We start from the raw sequence: 23,346 nt of genomic DNA, 5'->3' as shown, positions 1-23,346 counted from the left end.
ACGGGCTCCGATCAGTGCGCGCGCTGCAGGTTCTCGGGCAGGATCGAGTGACTCCCCGCTCCGGGGCCGTCGATGGGCCGCAGGTCGCGCCCGAGCACCCGCTCACCGCATTCGGCGCAGACCGGCTCGAGCACCGTCGCCTTCCCGCAGCTCTCGTGTACCGCCTGCACCGGTGGGCCATCCGGTGCGGCCCATTCGTCGCCCCACTGCCGCATCGCGTTGACCACCTGCCACAGCGAGCGGCCCTTCGGCGTGAGCTGGTAGTCGTAGCGGACCGGATTCTCCTGGTAGGGCACCTTGACCATGATGTCGTGCGCGACAAGGTGTTCCAGGCGCTGGGTGAGCACATTGCGGGCGATGCCCAGGCGTGCGCGGAAGTCGTCGAAGCGGGTCACGCCGAAGAGTGCGTCCCGCACGATCAGCAGCGTCCACCACTCGCCCACCACCTCCAGACACTGGGCGACCGAGCAGTTCATCTCGTCGAAGCTGGTCCTGCGCATGAGCCTCAGCATAGTTGGTTGCTTCAAAGAACTCACTAGCCTATGGTTCGTTGCATGATGCAACTCACTACCCGGCTGGGCGACGAATTCGCACTGACCGAAACCGACTACCGCATCTGGCAAGCCCAGATCGACAAATCCTGGCGCGGCTGGAGCGGTCCGCACGGCGGCGTGATCGCCGGACTGCTGGTCGAGGTCGCCCGGCGAGCGGGCGGCGCGGACCTCCCGGTGCGCGCGGTGGATCTGCGATTCCTCGGCCGACCGGCGGATGGGGTGCTCACCTTCCGGGCGACCGCGCATACGGTGGGCCGCAGCACCGCGGTAATCGAGGTCATGGCCGATCAGGAGGGCAAATCCGTCGCGTCCGCCGCGGTCACCTTCGGGCGTACCACACCGACCCAGGTACCCGATCTTCCACCGACCACCGCGCCGCACGTGCCGGCACCCTACGACTGCCAGACGTTCCGGCTACCGCCCGAAATCGTGCCCGTCGGAGCGCATTTCGAGATCCGACCCGCTGCCGGACCGCTGCCACTCACCGGCGCGGACGAGGCCTGGATGTGCGCGTGGATCGCCCTGGTTCCGGAACTGCCGATCGATGCCGCGACGCTGGCCGTGCTCGCCGACGCACTGCCGCCCGCCTTCTTCCCCATCCTGTCCGTGCCGGTCGCGGTGCCGACGGTGGCGTTCTCGATGCACCTGCACACCGACCTCGCCCAGCCGATCCAACAGCCTGTCCTCGTCCGCGCGACCAACGCCAGCACCGGCGGCGGCTGGTCGGTGGACGACATCGATATCTGGGACCGCGGCGGCGCACTGCTCGTCTCGGCCCGCCAAACTCGCCGAGTCCTCGGCTGAAGCGGCGGCAGCGTCGTGAGTTCCGTTGTCGCACAGCAGGATCAGCCCGCCGTCGATTCCCGGGTCGTGCTCGCCATCGTATAACCCATTCCACCTGGGGCGCTTCAGGTCCAACCGGCTCGGCGGAAGACGCGGCCGTGCTCGCCGCCGAACTGGCTGACGGGATCGACGTTTCCGCCGCGTTGATGCGCTACGACCAGCAGCGGCGGCCCCGCAGCCAGCACGTGCAACGCACCGCGCGGCAGGATCCCGCGATCAGCCTGTCCACCAACCCTGTCGTCTACGAGCTGGCAACAAAGCTCACCAAGCTGGCCGGTGACCGCGTCGCGGCGCGCAAGTCCGCCCGCCGGTGGCACTGGACACCACCGGTCCTCGACACCCACCCCACACCGATCGCCGCACCACCGACTGGTTCGACCAGCACAGCACCTGCCCGAATAAGGCGCGCCGCGACCTGACCTACGCCACGTGCACGGCAAACCCGTTGTGGCCCATGGCCTCGGCGACGTGCTCGGCGGCGGCCTTCAGGTCGCGGGTCGGCGGTAGCGAACCGTCGAAGGTGGCGACCGATAGATCGTCGCCGCTGATCTCCCAGGTGCCCGCGATGCGGCCGTCGACGACCAGGATCGGCGAGATCCACCCGGCCGCCCGACTCACTCGCGCGCGATGTGCGGCCGGCAGCAGCTCGGAGTCGCCGGTGCCCGGGCCGAGAACGTATTGGTCGAATGCGCCCAGCAGTTGGACCGAGGTGCGGGGCGGTTGGACGGCCTCGAGTTCGTCGGCGTGTTCGGTGAGTATGTAGGCGCGGCGGCCCGCGATATCGACCTCCGTCAGCGCGTCCCCCAGTTCCGAAAACCACCGGCGCACCGTCGTTTTCTTCAGGCTGTTGCGGCTGAGCCAAGCGTCGAAGATCTCGGGGGTGGCCGGGCCATATGCGCCGAGATAGCCGGTGATGGCCACGGGTGCGGCTGCGTCCGGATCGGGCAGGCCGCGCCAGCCGCGGATCAGGTGGGCCGGACTGGTGAAGGTGACCCGATTGCCCTGCGCCGGACCGTGACACAGTGCGCCCTGCCAGGCCAGCGGCTTGAGCAGCGCGCCCCAACCGGAGCGCAGCTCCTCGCCGAGTCGATGGAAGGCGGGATCGGCGACCAGCGCGTCGACCAGTTCGTCACGGCTCAGCACGATGCCATCGAGCACCTGCGGCACCGCATCGGCAAGCGCCGCGACCTGCGCCGGGGATGCCCCGAAAGTGCGTTGCCAGGCGGGCTTTTCCCAGGTTCGGGCCGAGCCGATCAAGGAAAGCACGGCCGCCGCCATCTCAGGCGCGAGCGCGTGCAGCGTGCCGCGCATGGCCCAGGTCTTCATCAGCGTGCCCGAAGCCAATTCCGGTAGCAGCGCACCGGGTTCGGGGGTGCGCCGACGCAGCGCCACCGCGAGATCCGCGGCCGCGGTCACCTGGGCCTGCACGCCGCACATCCGCTCGACGATGTCGGTGACGTCGATCTCGCCGCATGGCGTGACGAATTGCCTGCGCAATCGCCAGGCGAAGACCTGGTCCCAGCTGACGCGCACCGATCGCCCCTCCTTCATTCGGCCCCCCTGGGTTCAGCCCAGCATCGTGCTGCAGAACAGTACTCCGACGGCTATCTCGAGCAGACCGATCACCGTTGCCGCGATGACGGCGACCAAGGCGGTGCGATTCGTCGCGCGGTGCACCACACCGACCGGCGCGACGAGGCGCTCGGCGCGCGCCAGCACGGCCGTACCCGCGGCGCCGAGCGCACCCGCAGGCACCGGACCGCTCGCGCCGACGATGGCGAGCAGGCCGCCGAGCAGCGGTTCCGGGCCGTGGCTGCGCGCGGCCGTGTCATCGGCACACATCTCCAGCAAGCGGCCGATCTCACCGACGCCATCGGTCACCAGGCGCATGCCGGGCAGAGTCGCCGCGATACCGCGCAGGAACCCGATGACCGCGGCATGCCTGCCGGTGAGGTGGGCGTGCTCGTGCGCCAGCACGGCGGCGAGCTGATCGCGGGTCAGGGCGTCGAGGGCGGCGGAGGTGACGACGATGGTGTCGGGGCGTCCCGGCGCGCAATAGGCTTGGCGCTCCGGCGAATCCAGCACCACCGCGCCGACGCCGGGCACGCGGCGCCCGACCATGCGCACCGCCTGCCCGTGTGCATGAGTGTGGCGGCGCAGGCGCAGCATCGCCCGGCACGCGTTCAACACCATGACGACGATGGCGGCGAGGATGGCGACCGCGACCAATGTCGCGAGTGTCAGCGTGCCGAGGCCGGTGGCCACATCACCGTGCAGGTGGATCGGCATCGACAGCACAGCATAGGAAGCGAGCAATGAATCGGCGGGGTGGCGCCAGAACGTGGCGAATTCGATGATCAGCATCCCGGCTGCCAGCGCCCATGCGCCGAGTGCGCCCCCGATCGCGACCAGCCAGGCGAACACCCCTAGTCGGGGGGCGGCACCGCGCCGGGTGAGTCTGCGCAGTACGGGTGGGCCGAAGGTGGCCACCACGCTGCCGTAGAGCATCAGGCACAGCGCTACGCTCACGATTGCGCCCCGCTGGCACTCAGCTCCGCGATACACGAAGGCGCGCTGCGACGTTGGTGCACTCGCGGACGCTCGCTCACGACTGCGCCTCGCTGGCGCTGGCCTCCGCCGTGCGCGAACGCGCGCCGCGTCCTCGGTGCACTCGGCGGCGCTCGCTCACGGCGCCTCGGGGGTCTTGCGGGAGGTCAGCCTGCGCAGGGCGGCGCGCAGTCCGGCCGACTCCTCCTCGCTGATCCGGTCGACGAAGTGACTGAGCACCAGATCCGAGCGGCCGCCGGAGCCGAGCGCCTCGAGCATGAGCCGGGCGCTGTGCTCCTCGCGGGTGAGAGTGGGCCAGTACCGGTAGGCCTTGCCCGCGCGTTCGCGCGCCAGCCAGCCCTTGCGGTGCAGGTTGTCCATGGTGGACATGACCGTGGTGTAGGCGATGCCGCGTTCGGCCGCCAGTTCGTCGAAGATTTCGCGGACCGTTGTGGTCTCCGCGTCCCGATCCCAGATCCGGTCCATGATCACCGCCTCCAAATCCCCGAAACCTCGCACGGCGCCGTCTCCCTCATCACTACTGGACTGCCCTGACGTCCCAGGGTAGCTGGCTCGGCTTATTACTACGTAGTCATACCGTAGATTCGCGCGGCGGTGCCGAACTGTCGGTGGTCTATGCGAACATATGTTCGTGTCCGAATCCCGCTCCCCGATCGCGCATCGATCCAGTGGTCGCGATGCTGGGCGGGATTCGGCGGGTTCTGCCGGATATGGCGATGTTGCGGCGCCACGATCCGCAGGACGTGACCCTCGGCAGGATCGCCCGAGTCCTGAGGGATACGGCGATGCGGCGGACGGCTACGGGCGAGAGCGATCTAGTGGCGCGCGGTCCGGGCGGCCGCGGATCGAGGCGCGGGCCGAGGCATCGATCTTGCATGCGGATCTCGACTCGTTCTATGCCTCGGTCGAGCAGCGGGACAATCCGCGGTTGCGTGGGCGCCCGGTGATCGTCGGTGGCGGGGTGGTGCTCGCGGCCAGTTATGAGGCGAAGGCGTTCGGGGTGCGGACACCGATGAATGGTGGTGCGGCGCTGCGGTTGTGCCCGCATGCCATCGTCGTGCCGCCGCGGATGTCGGCATATGCCGAGGCGAGTAAAGCCGTCTTCGAGGTGTTCCACAACACCACGCCGGTGGTCGAGGGCATCTCGATCGACGAGGCGTTTCTGGATGTCGGCGGGCTGCGGCGGATCGCGGGTGAACCCGTCGATATCGGGCGGCGGCTGCGGACGGCGGTCCGGGAGCAGGTCGGGCTGCCGATTTCGGTCGGTATCGCCCGCACCAAATTCCTCGCCAAGGTGGCCAGCGCGGTCGCCAAACCCGATGGACTGCGCCTGGTGCCACCGGAACTCGAACTCGACTTCCTGCATCCGCTGCCGGTCGAACGACTCTGGGGCGTCGGCGAGGTCACCTCGCGCATTCTGCACGAACACGGCATCACCCGGATCGGGCAGTTGGCCGACCTCGGTGAGTCTGCGCTGCGCGCGATCCTCGGTCCCGGTGCCGCCCGGCATCTCTACGCACTGTCCTGGGCCCGCGACCCGCGCCGCGTCGAAACCGGCGTGCGCCGCCGCTCCATCGGCGCCCAGCGCGCACTCGGCCGCCGGTACCGACCGCCCGACGAGATCGAGGCCTACCTGCACGGCCTCACCGACCGCCTCGGCCGTCGCCTGCGCGCGGCCGAACGCGTGTGCCGAACGGTGGTGCTGCGCATGCGTTTCGACGATTTCACCCGCGCTACCCGCTCGCACACACTGTCCGAGGCGACCGATCACACCGAGACGATCCTGCATACCGCTCGTGCTCTGCTCGACACCGCGATGCCGATGATCCAGGAACGTGGCCTCACCCTCATCGGTCTGGCCCTGACCAACCTCGACAACGCCGACGCCATCCAACTCACCCTCCCCCTGGAACCCCGCGCCACCAACACTCTCGACGCCACCCTCGACGATCTGCGCCGCCGCTTCGGCTCGGCCGCCGTCACCCGCGCCGCTCTCATCGGCCGCGGCGAAGGCCTGTCGGTGCCGCTGCTCCCCGACTGATCCGATCAATTGCCCCTGGCATGAATCCGCAAGCGGCGAACCGGGCTCCCGCTCCACCACCACCTACTCCGGATATGACCGCCCCGGCCGCTACGTTCCGCAAAACCCGGACGACGACGAAGCCTTCCTGCGCGGCCTACGCGAACGCGCCGAATCCCAACGCCGCGAAGCCCGCCGCCAGGAAGAAGAACGCCAGCGCAACCGCGAGGGCGAATCGTAGATCCGCAGCTCGCAAAGTCTGGGCAGCTGTTCTTGACGGACCGCACGGCGAAACCTTCGGTGGCCCTTGCGTCCTCATCTCAACTTGGTCATCGACAAGCGTTGCCAAGCTCGTGTGCTTGTCTGTTGGGTGTGAATTCGAAGCTGGTCCGGGTCGGTGTCGAGGTGCTCGCGTGGACTGCAACACTCGCAGGAGCAGCTGGAGTCGCGTTGCACTTCAGTCGGTCGTGGTCTCGAATGTTGGTCTTAGCAGCTTCGGGTGCCCCGTACCTGATGAGCTCCGCGCTTGTTGGGGCGGTGGCGTTTGTCGTCATGCGGCGCTGGAGCGGTGCGGGGGTGGCGGTCGTTGTCGTGGCCGCCGCGGTGTGGACTCAAGCTCCGCTGTACGTCGGTCGCTCGGGCGATGAGGATGGACGGGCAGTAATAGTGATGCAGGCCAATCTTCTGTTCGACGGAGCTGATCCTCGGGCGCTGGTCGACCAGGTGCGCGCACGGAACGTCGTATTGCTCACCGTCAATGAACTCACGCCGGCGGCGGTCGAGGATCTCGGCCGCGCGGGGCTCGACGAGTTATTGCCGCATCGGTATCTCTCCCCTGGAAGGACCGCGAGCGGGACGGGAATCTGGAGCAGCTACCCCCTGTCGGAAACCGTCGAGTACGACGGGTTCGTGCTGAACCAGCTCTCGGCGACAGCGAGCATCCCCGATGCCGGACCGGTCACGGTGTACGCGTTCCATCCGGTGCCACCGGTGTTCGGTACGCAGGTGTGGGCCGACGAATTGTCCCGTCTGCGCGAAATTCTCGAACGGTCGCCGTCGAGTCGGCCGGCGATCGTCGGTGGCGACTTCAACGCGACCTACGATCATGCGCAGTACCGCGCGATGTTGTCAGGTCGTTTCAACGATGCTGTCGAACAGGCGGGCGCCGGACACCTGGTCACCTATCCGACCGATAAGCGGTGGCCGCCCCTGGTCGGTATCGACCACATCCTGGTCGCCGCTGGCCGTGCGGTCGCGGTGGAGACAGTGGACCTGATCGGCGCGGACCACCGAGCCCTGGTGGCGCAGATCCGTCTGGACCGCGGAAGGCAGTAGGGCGCTTTCGATGGCTCAGCCGTCAAGGTCAGTGAACCGAATCGTCACGGGGAAAGGGCTTTCCAGGACGAACCCGGAGTGCCGCCGCGACCCGGGACAAACTCGCGATGACCCCGATCAGCGAGAACGCTTGGGGCGCTTGTCCATCAGTCGCAGGATCAAGGGCGTGAAGATGAGTTGCATGGCCAGTTCCATTTTGCCGCCGGGGACGACGATGCAATTGGGGCGGGACATGAAGGAGTCGTGCAGCATCGATAGGAGGTAGGGGAAATCGATGACCTTGGGGTCGGCGAAGCGGATGACGACGAAACTTTCGTCGGCGGTGGGGATGGTGCGGGCGATGAAGGGGTTCGAAGTGTCCACGGTCGGGACGCGTTGGAAGTTGACGTAGGTGTGGGAGAACTGGGGGCAGATGTATTTCACGTAGTCGGGCATGCGGCGCAGGATCGTATCGATCACGGCCTCACTGGAGTACCCGCGTTCGGTCTTGTCCCGGATGACCTTCTGGGTCCATTCGAGGTTGACGATCGGCACCACGCCGACCAGCAGATCCGCGTATTGCGCGACATTCACCGCATCGGTGACCGCGGCACCGTGTAGCCCCTCGTAGAACAGCAGATCGCTGCCGGGCGACAGATCCTCCCACGGCGTAAAAGTGCCCGCGGGCTGCCCGTACGGTTTCGCTTCGAGATCGTCGTGCAGGTATCTGCGCACCGAACCGACGCCGGTTTCACCGTAATCGTGAAACAGCGTCTCCAGCTCTTTCAGCAGATTCGCCTCCTCACCGAAATGCGAGAAGGTGCGATTGTGGTTCTGTTCGGCCTCGGCCATCGCGAGTTTCATCTCGTTGCGGTCGTAGCGGTGGAACGAATCCCCCTCCACGATTACCGCATTGATGCCTTCGCGGCGGAATATCTCCTGGAAGGTCCGCGTGACACTGGTCGTTCCCGCACCGGATGATCCGGTGATGGCGACGACGGGATGTTTGACCGACATGGCACCTCCTCGATTGCCGGACAACAGAATTCAGCGACCGGCCGGACGAAACAACGAGCGCGATCCGAACAGCGAGCTGTCGAAACTGGGCCCTTCCTCGGGTTCGCTGTGGTAGCGCTCGATCCGCTCGACCTCATTGCGCGAGCCGAAGATCAACGGCACCTGGTGGTGTACCTGCTCGGGCGGCACCTCGAGCACCCGCTCCCCGCCCGTGGTCGCCCAGCCGCCGGCCTGTTCGACGATGTAGGCGATCGGATTCGCGCCGTACAGCAGCGACACCCGTCCCGGCCGCCGGGTGTCGTACGGGTACAGATAGACCCCGCCGCGGGTCAGGATGTGGAAGGTGTCCGCGACCAGCGACGCCACCCAGCGCATATTGAAGTCCCGCCCACGCGGCCCGTCCACCCCGTCGAGGCATTCGTGTACATACCTGCGCACGGGCCGCTCCCAGAACCGCTCATTGGCGGCGTTGATCGCGAAACCCGAAGTGTCCTCGGGGATTCGCATGCGCGGGTGGGTCAGTACGAACGCGCCGATCTCCCGATCCAGCGTGAAGCCGTCGACACCGCTGCCGGTGGTGATCACCAGCATGGTCGCGGGCCCATACAGCGTGAATCCCGCGCAGACCTGGCGCACCCCCGGCTGCAGGAAGTCCGCCGCGCTCGGCGGGCCGTTATCGGGTGCTCGCAGCACACTGAAAATCGTTCCGACAGGCAGATTCACATCGATATTGGACGATCCGTCCAATGGATCGAAGGCCAGCAGATATTTCCCGCGCCGGTGCACATCCGGCACCGGATGAATATCGCTCATCTGCTCCGATAACAGCGCCGACAGATGCCCCGTCCACTGGGTCTCGGCCACCATGATGTCATTGGCGATGGCGTCGAGCTTGCGGTGCACCGTCGGTGGCAGGTTGTCCGGCTCCGATGCGCCGAGCGAGCCGACGATGGCGCCCCTGGTCACCTGGTTGGCGATGATCTTCGTCGCGGTCGCGACGACATTCACCAGAGCGGAGAATTCACCGGAGGATCCGGGATGCCGGTGCTCCTGCTCGATCGTATAGCGGGTGAGGGTCTTGAGTCCTTCTGGCATGAGTTCTCGATCTCGTCACGCGGGCGCCCTCGCGGTCGGCCCATCCGGCTGCTCTGCTGTCCCGAAAACACTGCTCCCGTAGACATCCTGGTCGGTCAGCGTGATCAGGTCGGTCTTGGTGAGCGGTCGGCGCAATTCGACCAACCGCTTGGCCTGCCGCAACCGGCACCGGTCCAGCGCATTGCGCACGCTGCGCGCATTGGAGAATCGCGGTCTGGTCATGCGCAGCGCGAGGTATTCCCCGAAGGCGGCGTATCCGGTGTCGTCGAAACGGAAGTTGTCCCGCGCCACCATGAGTTCGGCGATACGCACCAATTCCTCGTGCGCGTAGTCACTGAATTCCAGATGGTGGGCGACCCGCGAGGACAATCCCGGATTGGCCGAGAAGAACTTCTCCATCCGATCCGGGTAGCCCGCGAAGATGACCACCAGGCTGGTGCGCTCGCTCTCCATCTCCTGCAGCAGGATCTCGATGACTTCCTGCCCGTAATCGCGCTCGTTCTCCGGGCGGAACAGGTAGTAGGCCTCGTCGATGAACAGCACTCCCCCGGCCGCCTTGGCGAGGGCTTCCTTCGTCTTGGGTGCGGTGTGTCCGATGAACTGGCCGACCAGATCGTCGCGAGTAACCGTATGCACCTTCGGTTTCCGGATGTAGCCGAGCGCGTGCAGCATCTCGGCCATGCGCAGTGCGACGGTGGTCTTACCGGTGCCGGGCCCGCCGGTGAAGCTCATATGCATGGTCGGCCGGGACGCATCGAGCCCGAACCGCTGCCGCGCCCGATCGATGAGCAGCAGCGCCGCGATCTCGCGCACCCGCCGCTTCACATTCGCCAAACCGACGAGTTCGGCGTCGAGCCTGGTCAAAACGTCCTCGACGTCGTTGCCCGCGATATCGGCCGACAGATCCAGCACCGCGTCCTCGGCCAGCACCTCACCCGTCGGCGGAGCGCCCGCCGGCACCGCTCGCACCGGCCTGCCGTCCTCCACGCCCGGCCGGTGCAATCGGAAACCGCTTGCCGCGCTCGACCTTTCAGCCGCCATACCGTGCACCCGGACGTTCGTCGGTGGCATAGGAGCGCAGGCCGTAGAGCTGTCGGCGATCCGGGCCTTCGGTACGGGTCAACAGGAATCCGGGCTCGTCGGCGGGACGCTGCACCAGAAAGCTCAGCGCTGTCGTCTGCCTGCCGTAGCGGGCGTCGTAGGCCAGGACCCGAATGTAGTGCCGCGGAAAGGTATTGCGGCAGGCGTCGATCTCGGCGAGCACGCCGTCGGGCTCGTCGAGATCGAACAGCGGCAAACCCCACATCTCCCAATACGCGTTGCGAGGGTGCGGGTCATCGGTGTACTCGATGGACACCGGCCAGTTGTTGAGCAGCGCATAGCGCACCTGGGCCGCGATCTCGGCATCGGTGAGTTCGGGCAGATACGAGAAGGTTCCGTGACGCAGATACATGGGAAGGTCCTGTCGTTCAGCGGCTGGCCGTCGGCACGGCATCCGGCGCATCGGTGGAGGTGTAGTCGAAGGTGACATCGCCCCAGGTCGAGAGTGCGACATCGAGTGGACGGCAGCTCTCGGCGGCCTTGCGCAGCACTTCAGGGCCTTCCTTCACAAGATCGCGACCTTCGTTGCGGGCCTTGACAACCGCCTCCAGCGCTACCCGATTCGCCTCCGCACCGGCCGCGATGCCCAGCGGATGTCCGATCGTGCCGCCGCCGAACTGCAACACCACGTCATCGCCGAAAAGGTCGAGCAGTTGGTGCATCTGGCCCGCGTGGATACCGCCGGAAGCGACCGGCATGACCCCGCCCAGACTCGCCCAATCCTGATCGAAGAAGATGCCGTTGCCGGGGTTGGTGGGAATGTGGTTCTCCCGCAACGTGTCGTAGAAGCCCCGGGTGGTGGCCGGATCGCCCTCGAGTTTGCCGACCACGGTGCCCGCGTGCAGATGATCGACGCCGATCAGCCGGCACCACTTGGCCAGCACCCGGAAGCTGACGCCGTGGGTCTTCTGGCGGGTATAGGTGGAGTGCCCGGCCCGGTGCAGGTGCAACAGCACCCCATTGCGCCGCGCCCAGTGCGACATCGACTGCATGGCGGTGAATCCCACTGTCAGGTCCATCATGATCACGACGCTGCCCAGTTCCCTGGCGAACTCGGCGCGCTCGTACATATCCTCCATCGTCGCCGCGGTGACATTGAGGTAATGGCCCTTGATCTCACCGGTTTCGGCCACGGCGCGGTTGACGCCCTCCATCGCGAACAGATACCGGTCGCGCCAGCGCATGAACGGCTGGGAGTTGATGTTCTCGTCGTCCTTGGTGAAATCCAGGCCACCCTTGCATGCCTCGTAGATCACCCGGCCGTAATTCCGTGCGGACAGACCGAGTTTCGGCTTCACCGTCGCACCGACTAGCGGCCTGCCGTATTTGTTGAGGTACTCGCGTTCCATGACGGTGCCGTGTGGCGGGCCCTGGAAGGTTTTGACGTAGGCCACCGGAATCCGCATATCCTCGAGGCGCAATGCCAGCAGCGGCTTGAAGCCGAAGACGTTGCCGATGATCGAGGAGGTCAGGTTGGTGATCGAGCCCTCCTCGAACAGGTCGAGATCGTAGGCGATATAGGCGAAGTACTCCCCGGGGCGGCCGGGGACCTCATCGATGCGGTAGCACTTGGCTTGGTAGCGATCGTGTGCGGTGAGCCGGTCGGTCCATACGACAGTCCAAGTGGCCGTGGAGGATTCGCCCGCCACCGCGGCAGCCGCCTCGATCGGGTCGACACCCTGCTGCGGGGTGACCCGGAAGACGGCGAGCACGTCGGTATCCTTGGGCACGTAATCCGGCGCGTAGTACCCCATCGAAGCGTAGGAATGAACTCCGGGATCCCAGCGATTCGGTTCGGTTTCCTCGGTCATTGTTCCTCCGCTCGGTTGTGCGGGACATCCGCGTCTGGTGTTGTGCGGGAGATCCGCGCTCGAGGTGTGCGCGAGACGTCCACGCCCAGGGGGTTGTGCGGTAGACCCGCGCTCGAGGTGTTGTGCGGGGCACCTGGTGTGCGAAGTGAACGCCTGCTGAGTTCAAGGATGACGGGCTCGTTGACGACAAACAATTTGATTGTTTCTCCGAATACTCAACGGATTCATAGAGTTTGATACCGTCGAATTGTGGGTATGGTGAGTGCGGCTCGGATGGAAACATTCCTGGCCGTGGCCCGGCAGGGCAGCATCCGCCGCGCCGCCACCCAATTGCATGTCACCGAGGCCGCCGTATCCGCGGCCGTCGCGCACATCGAAAAGCAGCTCGGCGCAAAGCTCATCGCGAAATCCGGGCGCGGTATCGCGCTCACCGAGGCGGGACGGATCTACTCCGAATACTGCCGCACCATCCTCGGCCTCATGAAGGAGGCCAACGCCGCGGTCCGCCGCGCCGAGACCGGCAAACTGCGGATCGGCGTCGTCGCCACCGCGGGTGAATACGTGCTGCTGCGGCTGCTCGCATCGTTTCGCAACCGCTATCCGGATATCGAACTCAGCCTGTCCGTGCACCCGCGCGACGTGCTGTTCCTCGAATTGCACCACCACGAAACAGATCTCGTCATCGCGGGCCGCCCGCCGCGCGACACCGGCCTGGTCATCCGCGCGCGCCGCCCCAGCCAACTCGTCGTCGTCGGCGCCCCCGGCTGCCCCGACCCCCTGCGCAGCACCTGGCTGCTACGCGGCCGTGGTTCCGGCACCCGCGACGCCACCCTCAGCCTCATCGACCGCCTCGAAATCGCACCGCCCACCCTCACTCTCGGCAGTCACGGCGCGGTCCTGGCCGCCGCCCGCGAAGGTCTCGGCGTCACCCTCATCCACAGCGACGCGCTGGCTCAGGATCTCGAATCCGGTCTGCTCCAAGTACTCCCGGTAGACGGCACCCCCATGGACCGCCCGTGGCACGCCGTCACCACCCGCACCCCCACCCCAACCACCCGCCTCTTCCTGGCCCACATCCTCGACCCCGCCGAAGTAGGCCCCCACGCCTTCCACACCGGCTGACGGATCGGTCGGGCGGTGGAGTCCGAGGGGCACGACACCCGGACTCCACCCGACTGGCGATCGACTGATCGCACAGGTTGTCGGCGGAATCGCCGTAGTTTCGATTGTGGCCCGAATACCGGCTCAGCAGCATGTTTCGCTGTTACGAGCTGGTGAATATCGTGTTCCCCGCAGCCCGTTTCCCCAACCCAGATTCTATCGGATGGTGCCGCCACGCCTGCGCCGGGGACCCCGCCATACGCCGGGTTGCGGTTGTGCCAGACTGGCCCGCATGGCTGGTGGGGAACCGTTGGTTTCGAATGTGTCCGATACCGCTCGCTGGGTGGCCGCCTACCGTGCGATCGAGACGACGCGCGCGGACGGGCTGTTCCGCGATCCGCTCGCCGATCGGCTGGCTGGGGAGCGTGGCCATGCCATCGTGGCGGCCGCGCCGCGGATGATGCGCAACGGGTGGCCGGTGGTCACTCGAACCGTCATCATCGATGAATTGATCGCGACCGCGATTCGCGAGGGCTGCGACCGCGTCCTCAATCTCGCGGCCGGACTCGACACCCGCCCGTACCGCCTCGATCTGCCCGCCGACTTCATCTGGGTGGAGGCCGATCTACCCGCGCTCACCGCGGAGAAGGACGCCGCCCTCGCCGACGAAAAGCCGCGCTGCACACTGATCCGCCGCGGCGTCGACCTCGCCGATCCGACTGCACTCGGACAGTTCCTGGACGCCGCGCTCGGCCCGATGGGTCCCGAAAACAGGCCTGCCACAAAGGCATTGGTGCTAACCGAGGGCCTGTTGATGTACCTCGAGGAGGAAGCGGTCCGCACCATCGCCGCTGCCCTCACCCGGCCTGATATCAGCTGGTGGGTCATGGACATCACCGTGGCGATGAAGCGCATGCGCACGAGCTCGATGTTCGAAAACGCGCCGCTGCACTTCGAACCCGCCAACGGCATCGGATACTTCGAGGACCTCGGCTGGCATCCGCTCGAGATCGAGCACTTACTCGTCGAAGCCCGCAAGTTGGGTCGCGCGCCCTGGTTGCTGCGCCCCTTCACCTACCTGCGCCAACCCGACCCCCGCAAACCGGGGCCGCAGCCCATGGTCCGGAATCGTCCGCTTCCAGCGCGCCTAGGGCGCACGCGAACACCGCCCGACAAGGCGACGCCGCACACAACCTGGACCCCTTCGGCCAGCCGATCGACTGAGCTTGTGGTCGGTACACCGGCACGACACCGAGAACTCGCACCGGGCGTATTCGCTTCAGAACTGACTGTGCTGGGAGTCGAAGGTGAGGATGCGTCCGCCGAGCAGGATCTGGGCACCGGCGGCCAGTGTGCTGGGATGGTTCGGCAGGCTGCGGATCCACTCCTGATGACCGGGCATCCGAATATAGGTGCCATTGGCCGAGCCTTGGTCGACCACGGTGACGTCCCACTCGACGAGCCGAATCTCCACGTGCGCGCGCGACATTCCCCCGGACCGGTCCGGCAGCCGGATCGGCCGCGCACCCCGCCGCACCGCCTCGGCGTGCTCGGGTTCGCGCCCGAGCACAATGTCATTATCGAGCACGAACGACGTCCCGTCATCGAGCATCAGCAGCCCCAGCGGCGGCCGCACCCCCTCGGTCAACACACACGTCATCTGATCCATCCGAATCCCGCACACCGCGCAAAACGACACTCGCGGATCATTCAGATGCTGCCGAGAACACCGGAAGCCCTGGACCACGACCCCACCGCCCTCCGGCTCCACCACCGGCACCACACCAACGGTCCGAACCGGCACCGGAATCGGCACACTCGGCACGAACGTATCCACATCCAGCTCCGGATCTCGCCGCCACCCACCCGAGCCAGCACCCTCCGCCGCCCGCGCGCCAACTTCGGAACCCGCGGATCCCCCCGCCCACGCGCCGCCCTCAGAACGCCCGAATTCTCTCGGCCGCCCACCGACCTCGGATCCCCCAGCCCCCTTCCGCAGCTCAACCGGTCGCCCGCCCACTGACCCCGGCCCTTCGCTCGCAACAGACGCTCCCGCCGCACCACCCCCCGGCCCGACGACCCGGCCCATCGCGGGCCCGCGATGCTTGTACATCGCGGCCGCCGCGCTCGCCCCTGCAGGTCCAGCCCCGCCCGGCGTCCCGATCGCGGCGTCCCCGGGTGTCGGCTCCGCCCCACCTCCCGGTGGTGCTTGGGCCCCGCGCATCGCGGGCATCCCAGTGCCGGCCGATGCACTCGGCCCCAACGATCCATCCGCGACCGGTGTTTCGATCGAACTTTGCTCCGGCCGCGGCCCCCTCCCGCCTCCCGGCCGGATCGGCTCCGATGGCCAACCGAGTTCGGCTGGCTGCTCCGGAAACTCGCGATGCTCGGGCTCCCGCGACATCGCCCAGCCAGTGCGCGACCCCGCTTCGTCCGGCGACATCCGGACGTCACGCCCCGACGACCCGCTCTCCGACAACGCCCCTGCGCCGATTCCCACGTCATCCGATGCCGACGGCCGGGCATCCCGCTGCGTCGTCTCGAACCACAGCACCGCTCCCGAACCGGGCACTGTCCCGGCGCCCAGCCGCGCGACTCCGCGCCCGGGCAACGTCTTCTCGCTCACCCCTTCTCCGTCGACGAACAAGCCGACCCCGATATCGGGCCCCGGTATCACCACCCGGTCCACCGTGAATCCGGCGTCCCTGCCGTGCAACACCTCCGAACGATCCGAACACCCCAACACTGCTGTCACGTCACCGTGCAGGAACAACGCCACCCCCGTCGTGCCTGGCGTGATCACCCCGAACTCCACCTGGTCCTCGTTGTCCAGGCTCATCAGCCAGCTGGTGGCAAGCCGTGCAAACATGCGCCCACTGCGCGGCTTCTCGGTAGCGGCCGCCTGCCGCACCAATCCGAGCAGCGCCGTCAAGGCCTGACCCGCAGGCGATTCCGCCGTCGCCGCGACATCCGCACGGTGCGCGACGATCAGCACGACGCCATCGCAGTTCGCGATCAAATGCGTACCGCCCGGCAATACCTCGAGTTGTGCATCGACGCTCATAGGAATCGACCGCCGCGGAAGCGCCAGCGGTGGAACACGACCCGCATCGGTCCGTTCACCAGGAGCCAGAACACGAGCCAGGTGAGGATGAACTGGATGAGAAACGCCGCCAGCGACGGGTGCAGCGCGCGAGGCAAGATGATCGTGGTGTAGTGCACGAGGACCCACATCAGTGCCGCCTCATTGAGGATCGTCCAGAACCCGAACAGCGTCGGCCAGTCCTTCTCCCACCGGAACTGCTGCAGAAAATGGTAGAGCAACTCCCACCCCACCCCCACGAGAACGGTCGCGAGCAGCACCGACAACGTCACCCGATAGGTCTGTCCCACCGACAGCGATCCGGTCGGCAACACCGGCGTGAGCACCAGGGCAACCAGAAATCCGACCACGCCGAGCACGAATACGCGGGTTTGGATACGGCCGTTCAGAGTAAGCAGCATCGATTCAGATCTTCTTGTTCGTAACCCAGAGCCACCATTGCCGAGTCGAGTGCACCGGTCCCATGCGTTGGCAGAAACCGAGCGCCGCAAGATCATCCGCGATCTCCTGCGCGGCGATCTGCAACCCGAGGAAGGTATCCACCCCGGGGAACGGACCACCCAGCGTCGCGCTACCGGATGCATAGATGCGTCCGCTGCCACTTCGCGTGCCGATCAACTCGAACGTGGTGTCCACATCCATCCGCCCCACCGGATTACGACCGGCCCCCGCATGATCGAGCAGGTCCGCGAGCAATCGGTGCTCACGCACGTCGGCCTCCAATCCGGTGCAGTCGATGATGTAATCGGCCGCGGTATCGAAGGGCTGGGTCGGCGGCGGAAACGGCAGCGGCGCCGAGGTATCGGGCACGATGGTCGTGATCACTCCGCCCGGCCCCGGCGCGGGCCGCAGATCGCGCGCCGTACCCGCCATCACCTGATACCAGCCCTGCCTGCGACCGCGGCGCAGCTGCTCCTGCCAGTTGTCGCGCACAGGTGTACTGGTACCGCCCATCTCCTGGTAAGCCCGCGCCCGCTGCTCTCCTTGCAGCATGCGCATTTTCGCCTTGAGTTGCCCGCCCCATACCGACTTCGGATAGTTGAACCCCTGATAGGACCAACCGTCTCCGGCCCGGCGGCGGTTGAAGACATTCGAGCCCTGCGCCTTACCGACATAGTGGCGGAACAAGTGCAGTATCCGCGTGTTCAGCCGCAACTTGTCGCGGTCGTCGATGAGCCGCTGCAGCACCCGGCTGGCCACGATCCCGCTACCGCGGATCATCACCGTCCCAGGCCTGCGCTGCAACGCCTGGTACACGTGCTCATGCGGCTCGTACGCGTTCACCACCCGCGTCGGATCCCGATACTTCTCCCGGTACTCCTGCAGATCCGGTAGCAGCTTCAGCCCCGGATACCCCACGCCCAGATGGACATATGTGCTGCGAAACGCGATCCGCTTGGTCGGCGCCGCACCGGCGGGCGGGGTGAGCACGGCGAAATACCCACCGCCGGAACGCTTGCGCACCATGCGCACATGCCCCTTGTGCAACGAGCCCGCATACCCGATCCGATGGAACTCACGCTCCATCGCGACGAACGCCTGCCCGGCCTTGGGTGTGTAGTAATTGGCGAAGATCGGCTCGGTGAACACATTCCACAGCGGCCGGATCGTCTTATCGGCCAGCGCCTCACGCACCGCATACGACGGAAAGCCCCACATATTGTCCGGCGTCGACGCCGAGTCACTGCGCAACCGCTCACCCCGCGGAATCTGCGACACCCGCGTCAGATACTCATAGGACGCCCACGGCACCTCCTGCGGCCCCAGCACCGCCATCGATTGCGCTGGCACGCCGTAGATCCGCAGGGTGTCGTAGGTGACAAAGGAACCGATCCCGCTGCCGATCGTCACGAACGGAACGTCGAGGATCGGAATTCCGGCCCGGCGCACCATCTCATCGGTCCATACGTCGGTTTCGACGAGGTCCTGGGTGATATCTCCCCGCATTTTCGGGATGCTACCGGCCGAAACTCATCAACGACTTTCGATTACCTTGCCCGCAGGCGCACTTCCGCGCCGCCGCCGACAAGGCGCGACGCGCGCGGGCAATATGGGCCAACCTGCCACGGCGTACCCGCGCGCCGACGTACCATCCCAGCGTGGCCGATGCGATTCGTTCCACCCCACTGCGGGTTCTGGTCTACAGCAACGACGCCGATACCCGGCGTCAAGTGATGCTGGCGCTGGGCAGACATCCGCACCCCGAACTGCCCACCTTCGAGTACCTCGAGGTGGCGACCGCACCCGTGGTCATCGATCAGATGGACGCGGGCGGTATCGACCTGGCCATCCTGGACGGTGAATCCGCCCCGGCGGGCGGGCTCGGCATCGCCAAACAGCTCAAGGACGAGATCGCCCAGTGCCCACCGGTTCTGGTGCTCACCGGCCGACCCGACGACGCCTGGCTGGCGAACTGGTCGCGTGCCGAGGCCGCGGTGGCGCATCCGATCGATCCGATCCGGCTCACCGAGGCCGTTGTCGCGGTGCTCCGCAACCGCACCGCAGCCTGACCATCGCCCCCGAATAACCGAAGTTACCGGGCGCTGCCCGCGTCCGAGGGACGCGGGCACTCTAATGTCACGTGACAGCGCTATCACTTAGCAATCCGACGGGTCGGATTACCCCCGATTCAGTCATAAATAGCAGTCCTGTTTTCGATCAAACACCCAATCGAATAAACGGTCGACCCCGCGCGTCAGTTGTAGGCTGTGCCGTAGCTCACACGAGCGCGGGCCTCGATATGACAGACCCGCGCGGTGTCGAGCAGGCCATGAGGCGAGTCTGACCGAGGCGGACAACGAAGTCGGCCCGCCTCGGAAGCTGCTGTCATGAATCCGACGCCGACCAATACACCCCCGGTGTCGTCGGGGAATGACGCCCAACCGCCAGCTACAGCTCGCCAGGAGGGGAAGTGCAGTCGTGAATATCGAGTTGCCCACTCTTGTACTCGGCGCGGTCGCCGCCGCGTTCGCGGTGTTCTCCGTCATCCTCTCGGCCCTCGTCGGCCCGAAGCGCTACAACCGGGCCAAACAAGAGGCCTATGAGTGCGGCATCGAACCGACACCGCACGCCGTCGCGGGTGGGCCGGGAAACGTTACCGGACAACGCTTTCCGGTGAAGTACTACCTCACCGCGATGCTGTTCATCATCTTCGACATCGAGATCGTGTTCCTGTACCCGTGGGCTGTCCACTTCGACGCGCTCGGTCTCTTCGGTCTCGCCGCGATGGCGCTGTTCATCTTCAACGTCTCCGTGGCCTACGCCTACGAATGGCGCCGCGGCGGTCTCAGCTGGGACTGATCGCCCATACGCCCTTGGCCCACAAGGCATTACGGCAGCCGCGCCGAATGCCGAGGGCCACGCACAGTGGAAGTGAGAGTTAGTCGAACATGGGTCTCGAGGAAAAACTGCCCAGTGGCTTTCTGCTGAGCACGGTAGAAGACTTTGCCGGATATATGCGCAAGGGCTCGCTGTGGCCCGCCACCTTCGGTCTGGCCTGCTGCGCCATCGAGATGATGGCCACCGGCGCCGGACGTTTCGATATCGCCCGCTTCGGTATGGAGGCCTTCCGCGCCTCGCCGCGCCAGGCCGATCTGATGATCGTCGCCGGCCGCGTCAGCCAGAAGATGGCCCCGGTGCTGCGTCAGGTCTACGACCAGATGACCGAACCGAAATGGGTGCTGGCCATGGGCGTTTGCGCGTCCTCGGGCGGCATGTTCAACAACTACGCCATCGTGCAGGGCGTCGACCACGTGGTTCCGGTCGATATCTACCTGCCCGGCTGCCCGCCGCGCCCGGAAATGCTGTTGAACGCGATTCTGACACTGCACGCGAAGATTCAGGAGATGCCACTCGGCGTCAACCGCGACGAGGCCGTGCGGGCGGCGGAAGCGGCAGCACTGGCCTCCACGCCGACCATCCGGATGGAGGGTCTGCTGCGATGACCTTCGACACCCCCGAGAACACCGAAACCAGGACGCCGCCGGAGTTCGTCGACGAGGCGGCCACCGCCGGGCCCGAAGGCACACCGCCCGAACAGGATTCGGCACCCGAGGTGATCGGCGTACGACGCGGCATGTTCGGAGTCAGCGGCACCGGCGACACCTCCGGCTACGGCCGCCTGGTCCGGCCGGTGACGCTACCCGGCAGCACTCCGGCCCCCTATGGCGGCTACTTCGACGAACTCGTCGCCGAATTGCACGCGGCACTAGGTGCGGTCGACACCCGCTGGGAGAGCGCCATCGAGAAGGTGATCGTCTTCCGCGGCGACCTCACCCTGCACGTGCGACGCGAACACCTGGTGACCGTCGCCAAGGCGTTGCGCGACCATGCCGCACTGCGTTTCGAGCTCTGCCTCGGCGTGAATGGCGTGCACTACCCCGAGGACGCGGACCGCGAATTGCACGCGGTATATCACCTCATGTCGATCACACACAACCGGCGCCTGCGCGTCGAAGTCTCCGCACCGGACGCCGACCCGCATATCCCGTCGCTGTTCAGCGTGTATCCGACCACCGACTGGCATGAGCGGGAAACCTACGACTTCTTCGGCATCCTCTTCGACGGCCACCCCTCGCTGACGCGCATCGCGATGCCCGACGACTGGCGTGGCCACCCCCAGCGCAAGGACTACCCGCTCGGCGGGATCCCGGTCGAGTACAAGGGCGCGCGCATCCCGCCGCCCGACGAGCGGAGGGCATACAAGTAATGAACAACATCGACACCCGGCCCGGCGTCAACTATGACACCGGGCCCGAGCCCGCAGATAACCGAGCGCCCGAGCCCGCAGATAACCGAGCGCCCGACTCCGCTGGTAAGCCGAGGCCGGAACCGACCGTCGTAACGGTCGCGGGCCAGGACTGGGACGCGGTCACCGAAACCCTCGATGGGGCGGGCGAAGAGCGCATCGTCGTCAACATGGGCCCGCAGCATCCCTCCACGCACGGTGTGCTGCGGCTCATCCTGGAGATCGAGGGCGAAACGGTCATCGAGGCCCGCTGCGGCATCGGCTACCTGCACACCGGCATCGAGAAGAACCTGGAATTCCGGAACTGGGCGCAGGGCACCACCTTCGTGACCCGGATGGACTACCTGTCCCCGTTCTTCAACGAGACGGCGTACTGCCTCGGCGTCGAGCGGCTGCTCGATATCGAGGACCAGATTCCCGAGCGCGCCACCATCGTTCGCGTCATGCTCATGGAGCTCAACCGGATCTCCTCGCATCTGGTGGCGCTGGCCACGGGCGGCATGGAACTCGGCGCGCTCACCCCGATGCTGTTCGGCTTCCGGGAACGCGAACTGATCCTGGATGTCTTCGAGACCATCACCGGCCTGCGCATGAACCACGCGTACATCCGGCCCGGCGGCCTCGCCCAAGACCTGCCCGACGACGGCGTCAGCAAAGTCCGTGAGCTGCTCGCCCTGCTGCCCAAGCGGCTGCGCGATATGGAGCATCTGCTCACCCAGAACCCGATCTGGAAGGCACGCACCCAGGACATCGGCTATCTGGACCTCGCCGGCTGTATGGCCCTCGGCATCACCGGCCCGGTGCTGCGCTCCACCGGCCTGCCGCACGACCTGCGCAAGGCCGCGCCGTACTGCGGTTACGAGAACTACGAATTCGAGGTCCCCACCACCACCGGCTGCGACTGCTACGGCCGCTACTGGATTCGGGTGGAGGAGATGAAGGAATCGCTCAAGATCGTCGAACAGTGCCTGGACAAACTGCGTCCCGGCCCGGTGATGGTGGACGACAAGAAGATCGCCTGGCCGGCCGATCTGCAGCTCGGCCCGGACGGACTCGGCAACTCCCCCAAGCACATCGGCCGCATCATGGGCACGTCCATGGAGGGACTCATCCACCACTTCAAACTCGTCACCGAGGGCATCCGGGTGCCGGCGGGACAGGTGTATGTGGCCGTCGAATCGCCGCGCGGTGAACTCGGCGTGCACATGGTCAGTGACGGCGGCACCCGCCCGTATCGCGTGCACTATCGCGACCCCTCGTTCACGAATCTGCAAGCGGTGGCGGCGATGTGCGAGGGCGGCATGGTCGCCGACGTCATCGCTTCCGTCGCGAGCATCGACCCGGTGATGGGTGGTGTGGACCGATGACCGAGATCCTGCTGAAGCTGTCCACGCGTCCGCAGCCGTTCGCGCCGTATGTGCGCGAGCGGCTGGAGGTCGATGCCAAGGAGATCATCGCCCGCTATCCGGAACCACGCTCGGCGCTGCTGCCGCTGCTGCATCTGGTGCAGGCCGAGGAGGGCTGTGTCACCGGCACCGGCGTCGAGTTCTGCGCCGAGCAGCTGGGTTTGACCGGCGCGGAGGTCACCGCGGTGGCCACGTTCTATTCGATGTACCGGCAGACACCGACCGGCGACTACCACGTCGGCGTCTGCACGAACACGCTGTGCGCGGTGATGGGCGGCGACGCCATTTTCGCCGAGCTGCAACGGCGTTTGGGGGTCGGGCACGGCGAGACCACCCCGGATGGGTCGATCACCCTCGAGCACATCGAATGCAATGCCGCCTGCGATTTCGCACCCGTGGTGATGGTCAACTGGGAGTTCTTCGACAACCAGACCCCGGAATCCGCCGCGGCGCTGATGGATGCACTGCGTGCAGGTCAGCAGGTCACGCCGAGTCGCGGCGCGCCGCTGTGCACGTTCAAGCAGACCGCACGCATTCTGGCGGGCTTCCCCGACGAGCGCCCCGGTGTGCTCGACGGTGCGGCGGGGGAGGCCACGCTGGCCGGTCTGCGGGTCGCCCAGGAACAGAATATGCAAGCGCCGGAACCGAAGCCGGGCGAGGAATGAA

Annotated in this window: 23 protein-coding genes and 1 pseudogene; 12 read left to right on the top strand and 12 right to left on the bottom strand. The window is 66.5% G+C overall.

What is annotated here, in order from left to right; translation table 11 throughout:
- Window positions 1-11 precede the first annotated feature (11 nt).
- On the bottom strand, window positions 12-500 hold the full coding sequence (locus OG874_RS12880; RefSeq protein WP_330255358.1) for a winged helix-turn-helix transcriptional regulator: 489 nt from the start codon (window positions 498-500) through the stop codon (window positions 12-14).
- Window positions 501-554: 54 nt separating this feature from the next.
- On the opposite strand from OG874_RS12880, the gene OG874_RS12875 reads away from it, so the two are divergent.
- Window positions 555-1,358, top strand: coding sequence for an acyl-CoA thioesterase (locus tag OG874_RS12875; protein WP_330255357.1), 804 nt, complete (start codon window positions 555-557; stop codon window positions 1,356-1,358).
- A gap of 137 nt (window positions 1,359-1,495) precedes the next feature.
- Window positions 1,496-1,816, top strand: a complete 321-nt coding sequence (locus OG874_RS12870) for a hypothetical protein (RefSeq protein WP_330255356.1) — start codon at window positions 1,496-1,498, stop codon at window positions 1,814-1,816.
- A gap of 1 nt (window position 1,817) precedes the next feature.
- Here the strand turns inward: OG874_RS12870 and OG874_RS12865 are convergent, their stop codons facing one another.
- The 3 genes from OG874_RS12865 to OG874_RS12855 form a co-directional block, all read right to left on the bottom strand.
- On the bottom strand, window positions 1,818-2,948 hold the full coding sequence (locus OG874_RS12865; protein WP_330255355.1) for a winged helix DNA-binding domain-containing protein: 1,131 nt from the start codon (window positions 2,946-2,948) through the stop codon (window positions 1,818-1,820).
- Window positions 2,949-2,963: 15 nt separating this feature from the next.
- Window positions 2,964-3,926, bottom strand: coding sequence for a M56 family metallopeptidase (locus OG874_RS12860; RefSeq protein WP_330255354.1), 963 nt, complete (start codon window positions 3,924-3,926; stop codon window positions 2,964-2,966).
- Between the two features lie 156 nt (window positions 3,927-4,082).
- On the bottom strand, window positions 4,083-4,463 hold the full coding sequence (locus OG874_RS12855; RefSeq protein ID WP_040690485.1) for a BlaI/MecI/CopY family transcriptional regulator: 381 nt from the start codon (window positions 4,461-4,463) through the stop codon (window positions 4,083-4,085).
- 346 nt (window positions 4,464-4,809) lie between these two features.
- Here OG874_RS12855 and dinB point away from each other — a divergent pair, with 346 nt between their 5' ends.
- Together dinB and OG874_RS12845 are read left to right on the top strand one after the other, a co-directional pair.
- Complete coding sequence (dinB, locus tag OG874_RS12850) at window positions 4,810-6,006, top strand: DNA polymerase IV (RefSeq protein ID WP_330257275.1); 1,197 nt, start codon at window positions 4,810-4,812, stop codon at window positions 6,004-6,006.
- Window positions 6,007-6,498: 492 nt separating this feature from the next.
- Entirely contained in the window at window positions 6,499-7,320 is an 822-nt protein-coding gene (locus tag OG874_RS12845) for an endonuclease/exonuclease/phosphatase family protein (RefSeq protein ID WP_330255353.1), read from the top strand.
- Between the two features lie 117 nt (window positions 7,321-7,437).
- On the opposite strand, the gene OG874_RS12840 is transcribed toward OG874_RS12845, so the two are convergent.
- The 5 genes from OG874_RS12840 to OG874_RS12820 are packed head-to-tail and all read right to left on the bottom strand — an operon-like array spanning window position 7,438 to window position 12,323.
- Complete coding sequence (locus OG874_RS12840) at window positions 7,438-8,316, bottom strand: phosphoribulokinase (RefSeq protein ID WP_330255352.1); 879 nt, start codon at window positions 8,314-8,316, stop codon at window positions 7,438-7,440.
- Between the two features lie 30 nt (window positions 8,317-8,346).
- Entirely contained in the window at window positions 8,347-9,411 is a 1,065-nt protein-coding gene (locus tag OG874_RS12835; RefSeq protein WP_330255351.1) for a class 1 fructose-bisphosphatase, read from the bottom strand.
- 15 nt (window positions 9,412-9,426) lie between these two features.
- Window positions 9,427-10,452: an AAA family ATPase gene (locus tag OG874_RS12830; protein ID WP_330255350.1), complete on the bottom strand. Its 1,026-nt coding sequence runs from the start codon at window positions 10,450-10,452 to the stop codon at window positions 9,427-9,429.
- Window positions 10,442-10,864: a ribulose bisphosphate carboxylase small subunit gene (locus tag OG874_RS12825; protein ID WP_330255349.1), complete on the bottom strand. Its 423-nt coding sequence runs from the start codon at window positions 10,862-10,864 to the stop codon at window positions 10,442-10,444. Before OG874_RS12825 ends, OG874_RS12830 begins: the two co-directional genes overlap by 11 nt.
- A gap of 16 nt (window positions 10,865-10,880) precedes the next feature.
- Entirely contained in the window at window positions 10,881-12,323 is a 1,443-nt protein-coding gene (locus tag OG874_RS12820) for a form I ribulose bisphosphate carboxylase large subunit (protein WP_330255348.1), read from the bottom strand.
- 255 nt (window positions 12,324-12,578) lie between these two features.
- Here OG874_RS12820 and OG874_RS12815 point away from each other — a divergent pair, with 255 nt between their 5' ends.
- On the top strand, window positions 12,579-13,445 hold the full coding sequence (locus OG874_RS12815; protein ID WP_330255347.1) for a LysR family transcriptional regulator: 867 nt from the start codon (window positions 12,579-12,581) through the stop codon (window positions 13,443-13,445).
- Between the two features lie 271 nt (window positions 13,446-13,716).
- Window positions 13,717-14,575, top strand: a pseudogene (locus OG874_RS12810) (class I SAM-dependent methyltransferase).
- A gap of 128 nt (window positions 14,576-14,703) precedes the next feature.
- Here OG874_RS12810 and OG874_RS44690 read toward each other — a convergent pair.
- The 3 genes from OG874_RS44690 to OG874_RS12800 all read right to left on the bottom strand — a co-directional run bounded on the left by OG874_RS44690 (window position 14,704) and on the right by OG874_RS12800 (window position 18,474).
- Window positions 14,704-14,913 (bottom strand): FHA domain-containing protein, encoded by a 210-nt coding sequence (locus tag OG874_RS44690; protein WP_442943395.1) that lies wholly within the window; start codon window positions 14,911-14,913, stop codon window positions 14,704-14,706.
- A gap of 1,571 nt (window positions 14,914-16,484) precedes the next feature.
- A complete protein-coding gene (locus tag OG874_RS12805; RefSeq protein WP_330255346.1) occupies window positions 16,485-16,928 on the bottom strand; it encodes a hypothetical protein in 444 nt (147 codons plus the stop codon).
- Window positions 16,929-16,932: 4 nt separating this feature from the next.
- Window positions 16,933-18,474 carry a hypothetical protein gene (locus tag OG874_RS12800; RefSeq protein WP_330255345.1) on the bottom strand — a complete coding sequence of 514 codons (1,542 nt, stop codon included), beginning with the start codon at window positions 18,472-18,474 and terminating at the stop codon, window positions 16,933-16,935.
- Window positions 18,475-18,626: 152 nt separating this feature from the next.
- On the opposite strand from OG874_RS12800, the gene OG874_RS12795 reads away from it, so the two are divergent.
- From OG874_RS12795 to nuoE, 6 genes are all read left to right on the top strand, one after another.
- Window positions 18,627-19,037 (top strand): Rv3143 family two-component system response regulator, encoded by a 411-nt coding sequence (locus tag OG874_RS12795; RefSeq protein ID WP_442943338.1) that lies wholly within the window; start codon window positions 18,627-18,629, stop codon window positions 19,035-19,037.
- Window positions 19,038-19,446: 409 nt separating this feature from the next.
- A complete protein-coding gene (locus tag OG874_RS12790) occupies window positions 19,447-19,827 on the top strand; it encodes an NADH-quinone oxidoreductase subunit A (RefSeq protein ID WP_330255344.1) in 381 nt (126 codons plus the stop codon).
- A gap of 89 nt (window positions 19,828-19,916) precedes the next feature.
- Complete coding sequence (locus OG874_RS12785; protein WP_330255343.1) at window positions 19,917-20,471, top strand: NuoB/complex I 20 kDa subunit family protein; 555 nt, start codon at window positions 19,917-19,919, stop codon at window positions 20,469-20,471.
- Entirely contained in the window at window positions 20,468-21,235 is a 768-nt protein-coding gene (locus OG874_RS12780) for an NADH-quinone oxidoreductase subunit C (protein WP_330255342.1), read from the top strand. The genes OG874_RS12785 and OG874_RS12780 overlap by 4 nt, the downstream gene beginning before the upstream one ends.
- A complete protein-coding gene (locus tag OG874_RS12775) occupies window positions 21,235-22,641 on the top strand; it encodes an NADH-quinone oxidoreductase subunit D (RefSeq protein ID WP_330255341.1) in 1,407 nt (468 codons plus the stop codon). Before OG874_RS12780 ends, OG874_RS12775 begins: the two co-directional genes overlap by 1 nt.
- On the top strand, window positions 22,638-23,345 hold the full coding sequence (nuoE, locus tag OG874_RS12770) for an NADH-quinone oxidoreductase subunit NuoE (RefSeq protein WP_330255340.1): 708 nt from the start codon (window positions 22,638-22,640) through the stop codon (window positions 23,343-23,345). Before OG874_RS12775 ends, nuoE begins: the two co-directional genes overlap by 4 nt.
- Window position 23,346 lies beyond the last annotated feature (1 nt).

The organism is Nocardia sp. NBC_00565 (assembly GCF_036345915.1).
GTDB lineage: Bacteria > Actinomycetota > Actinomycetes > Mycobacteriales > Mycobacteriaceae > Nocardia.
Note: the sequence above shows the minus strand (reverse complement) of the source record. Positions and strands in the feature narration are given on the sequence as shown.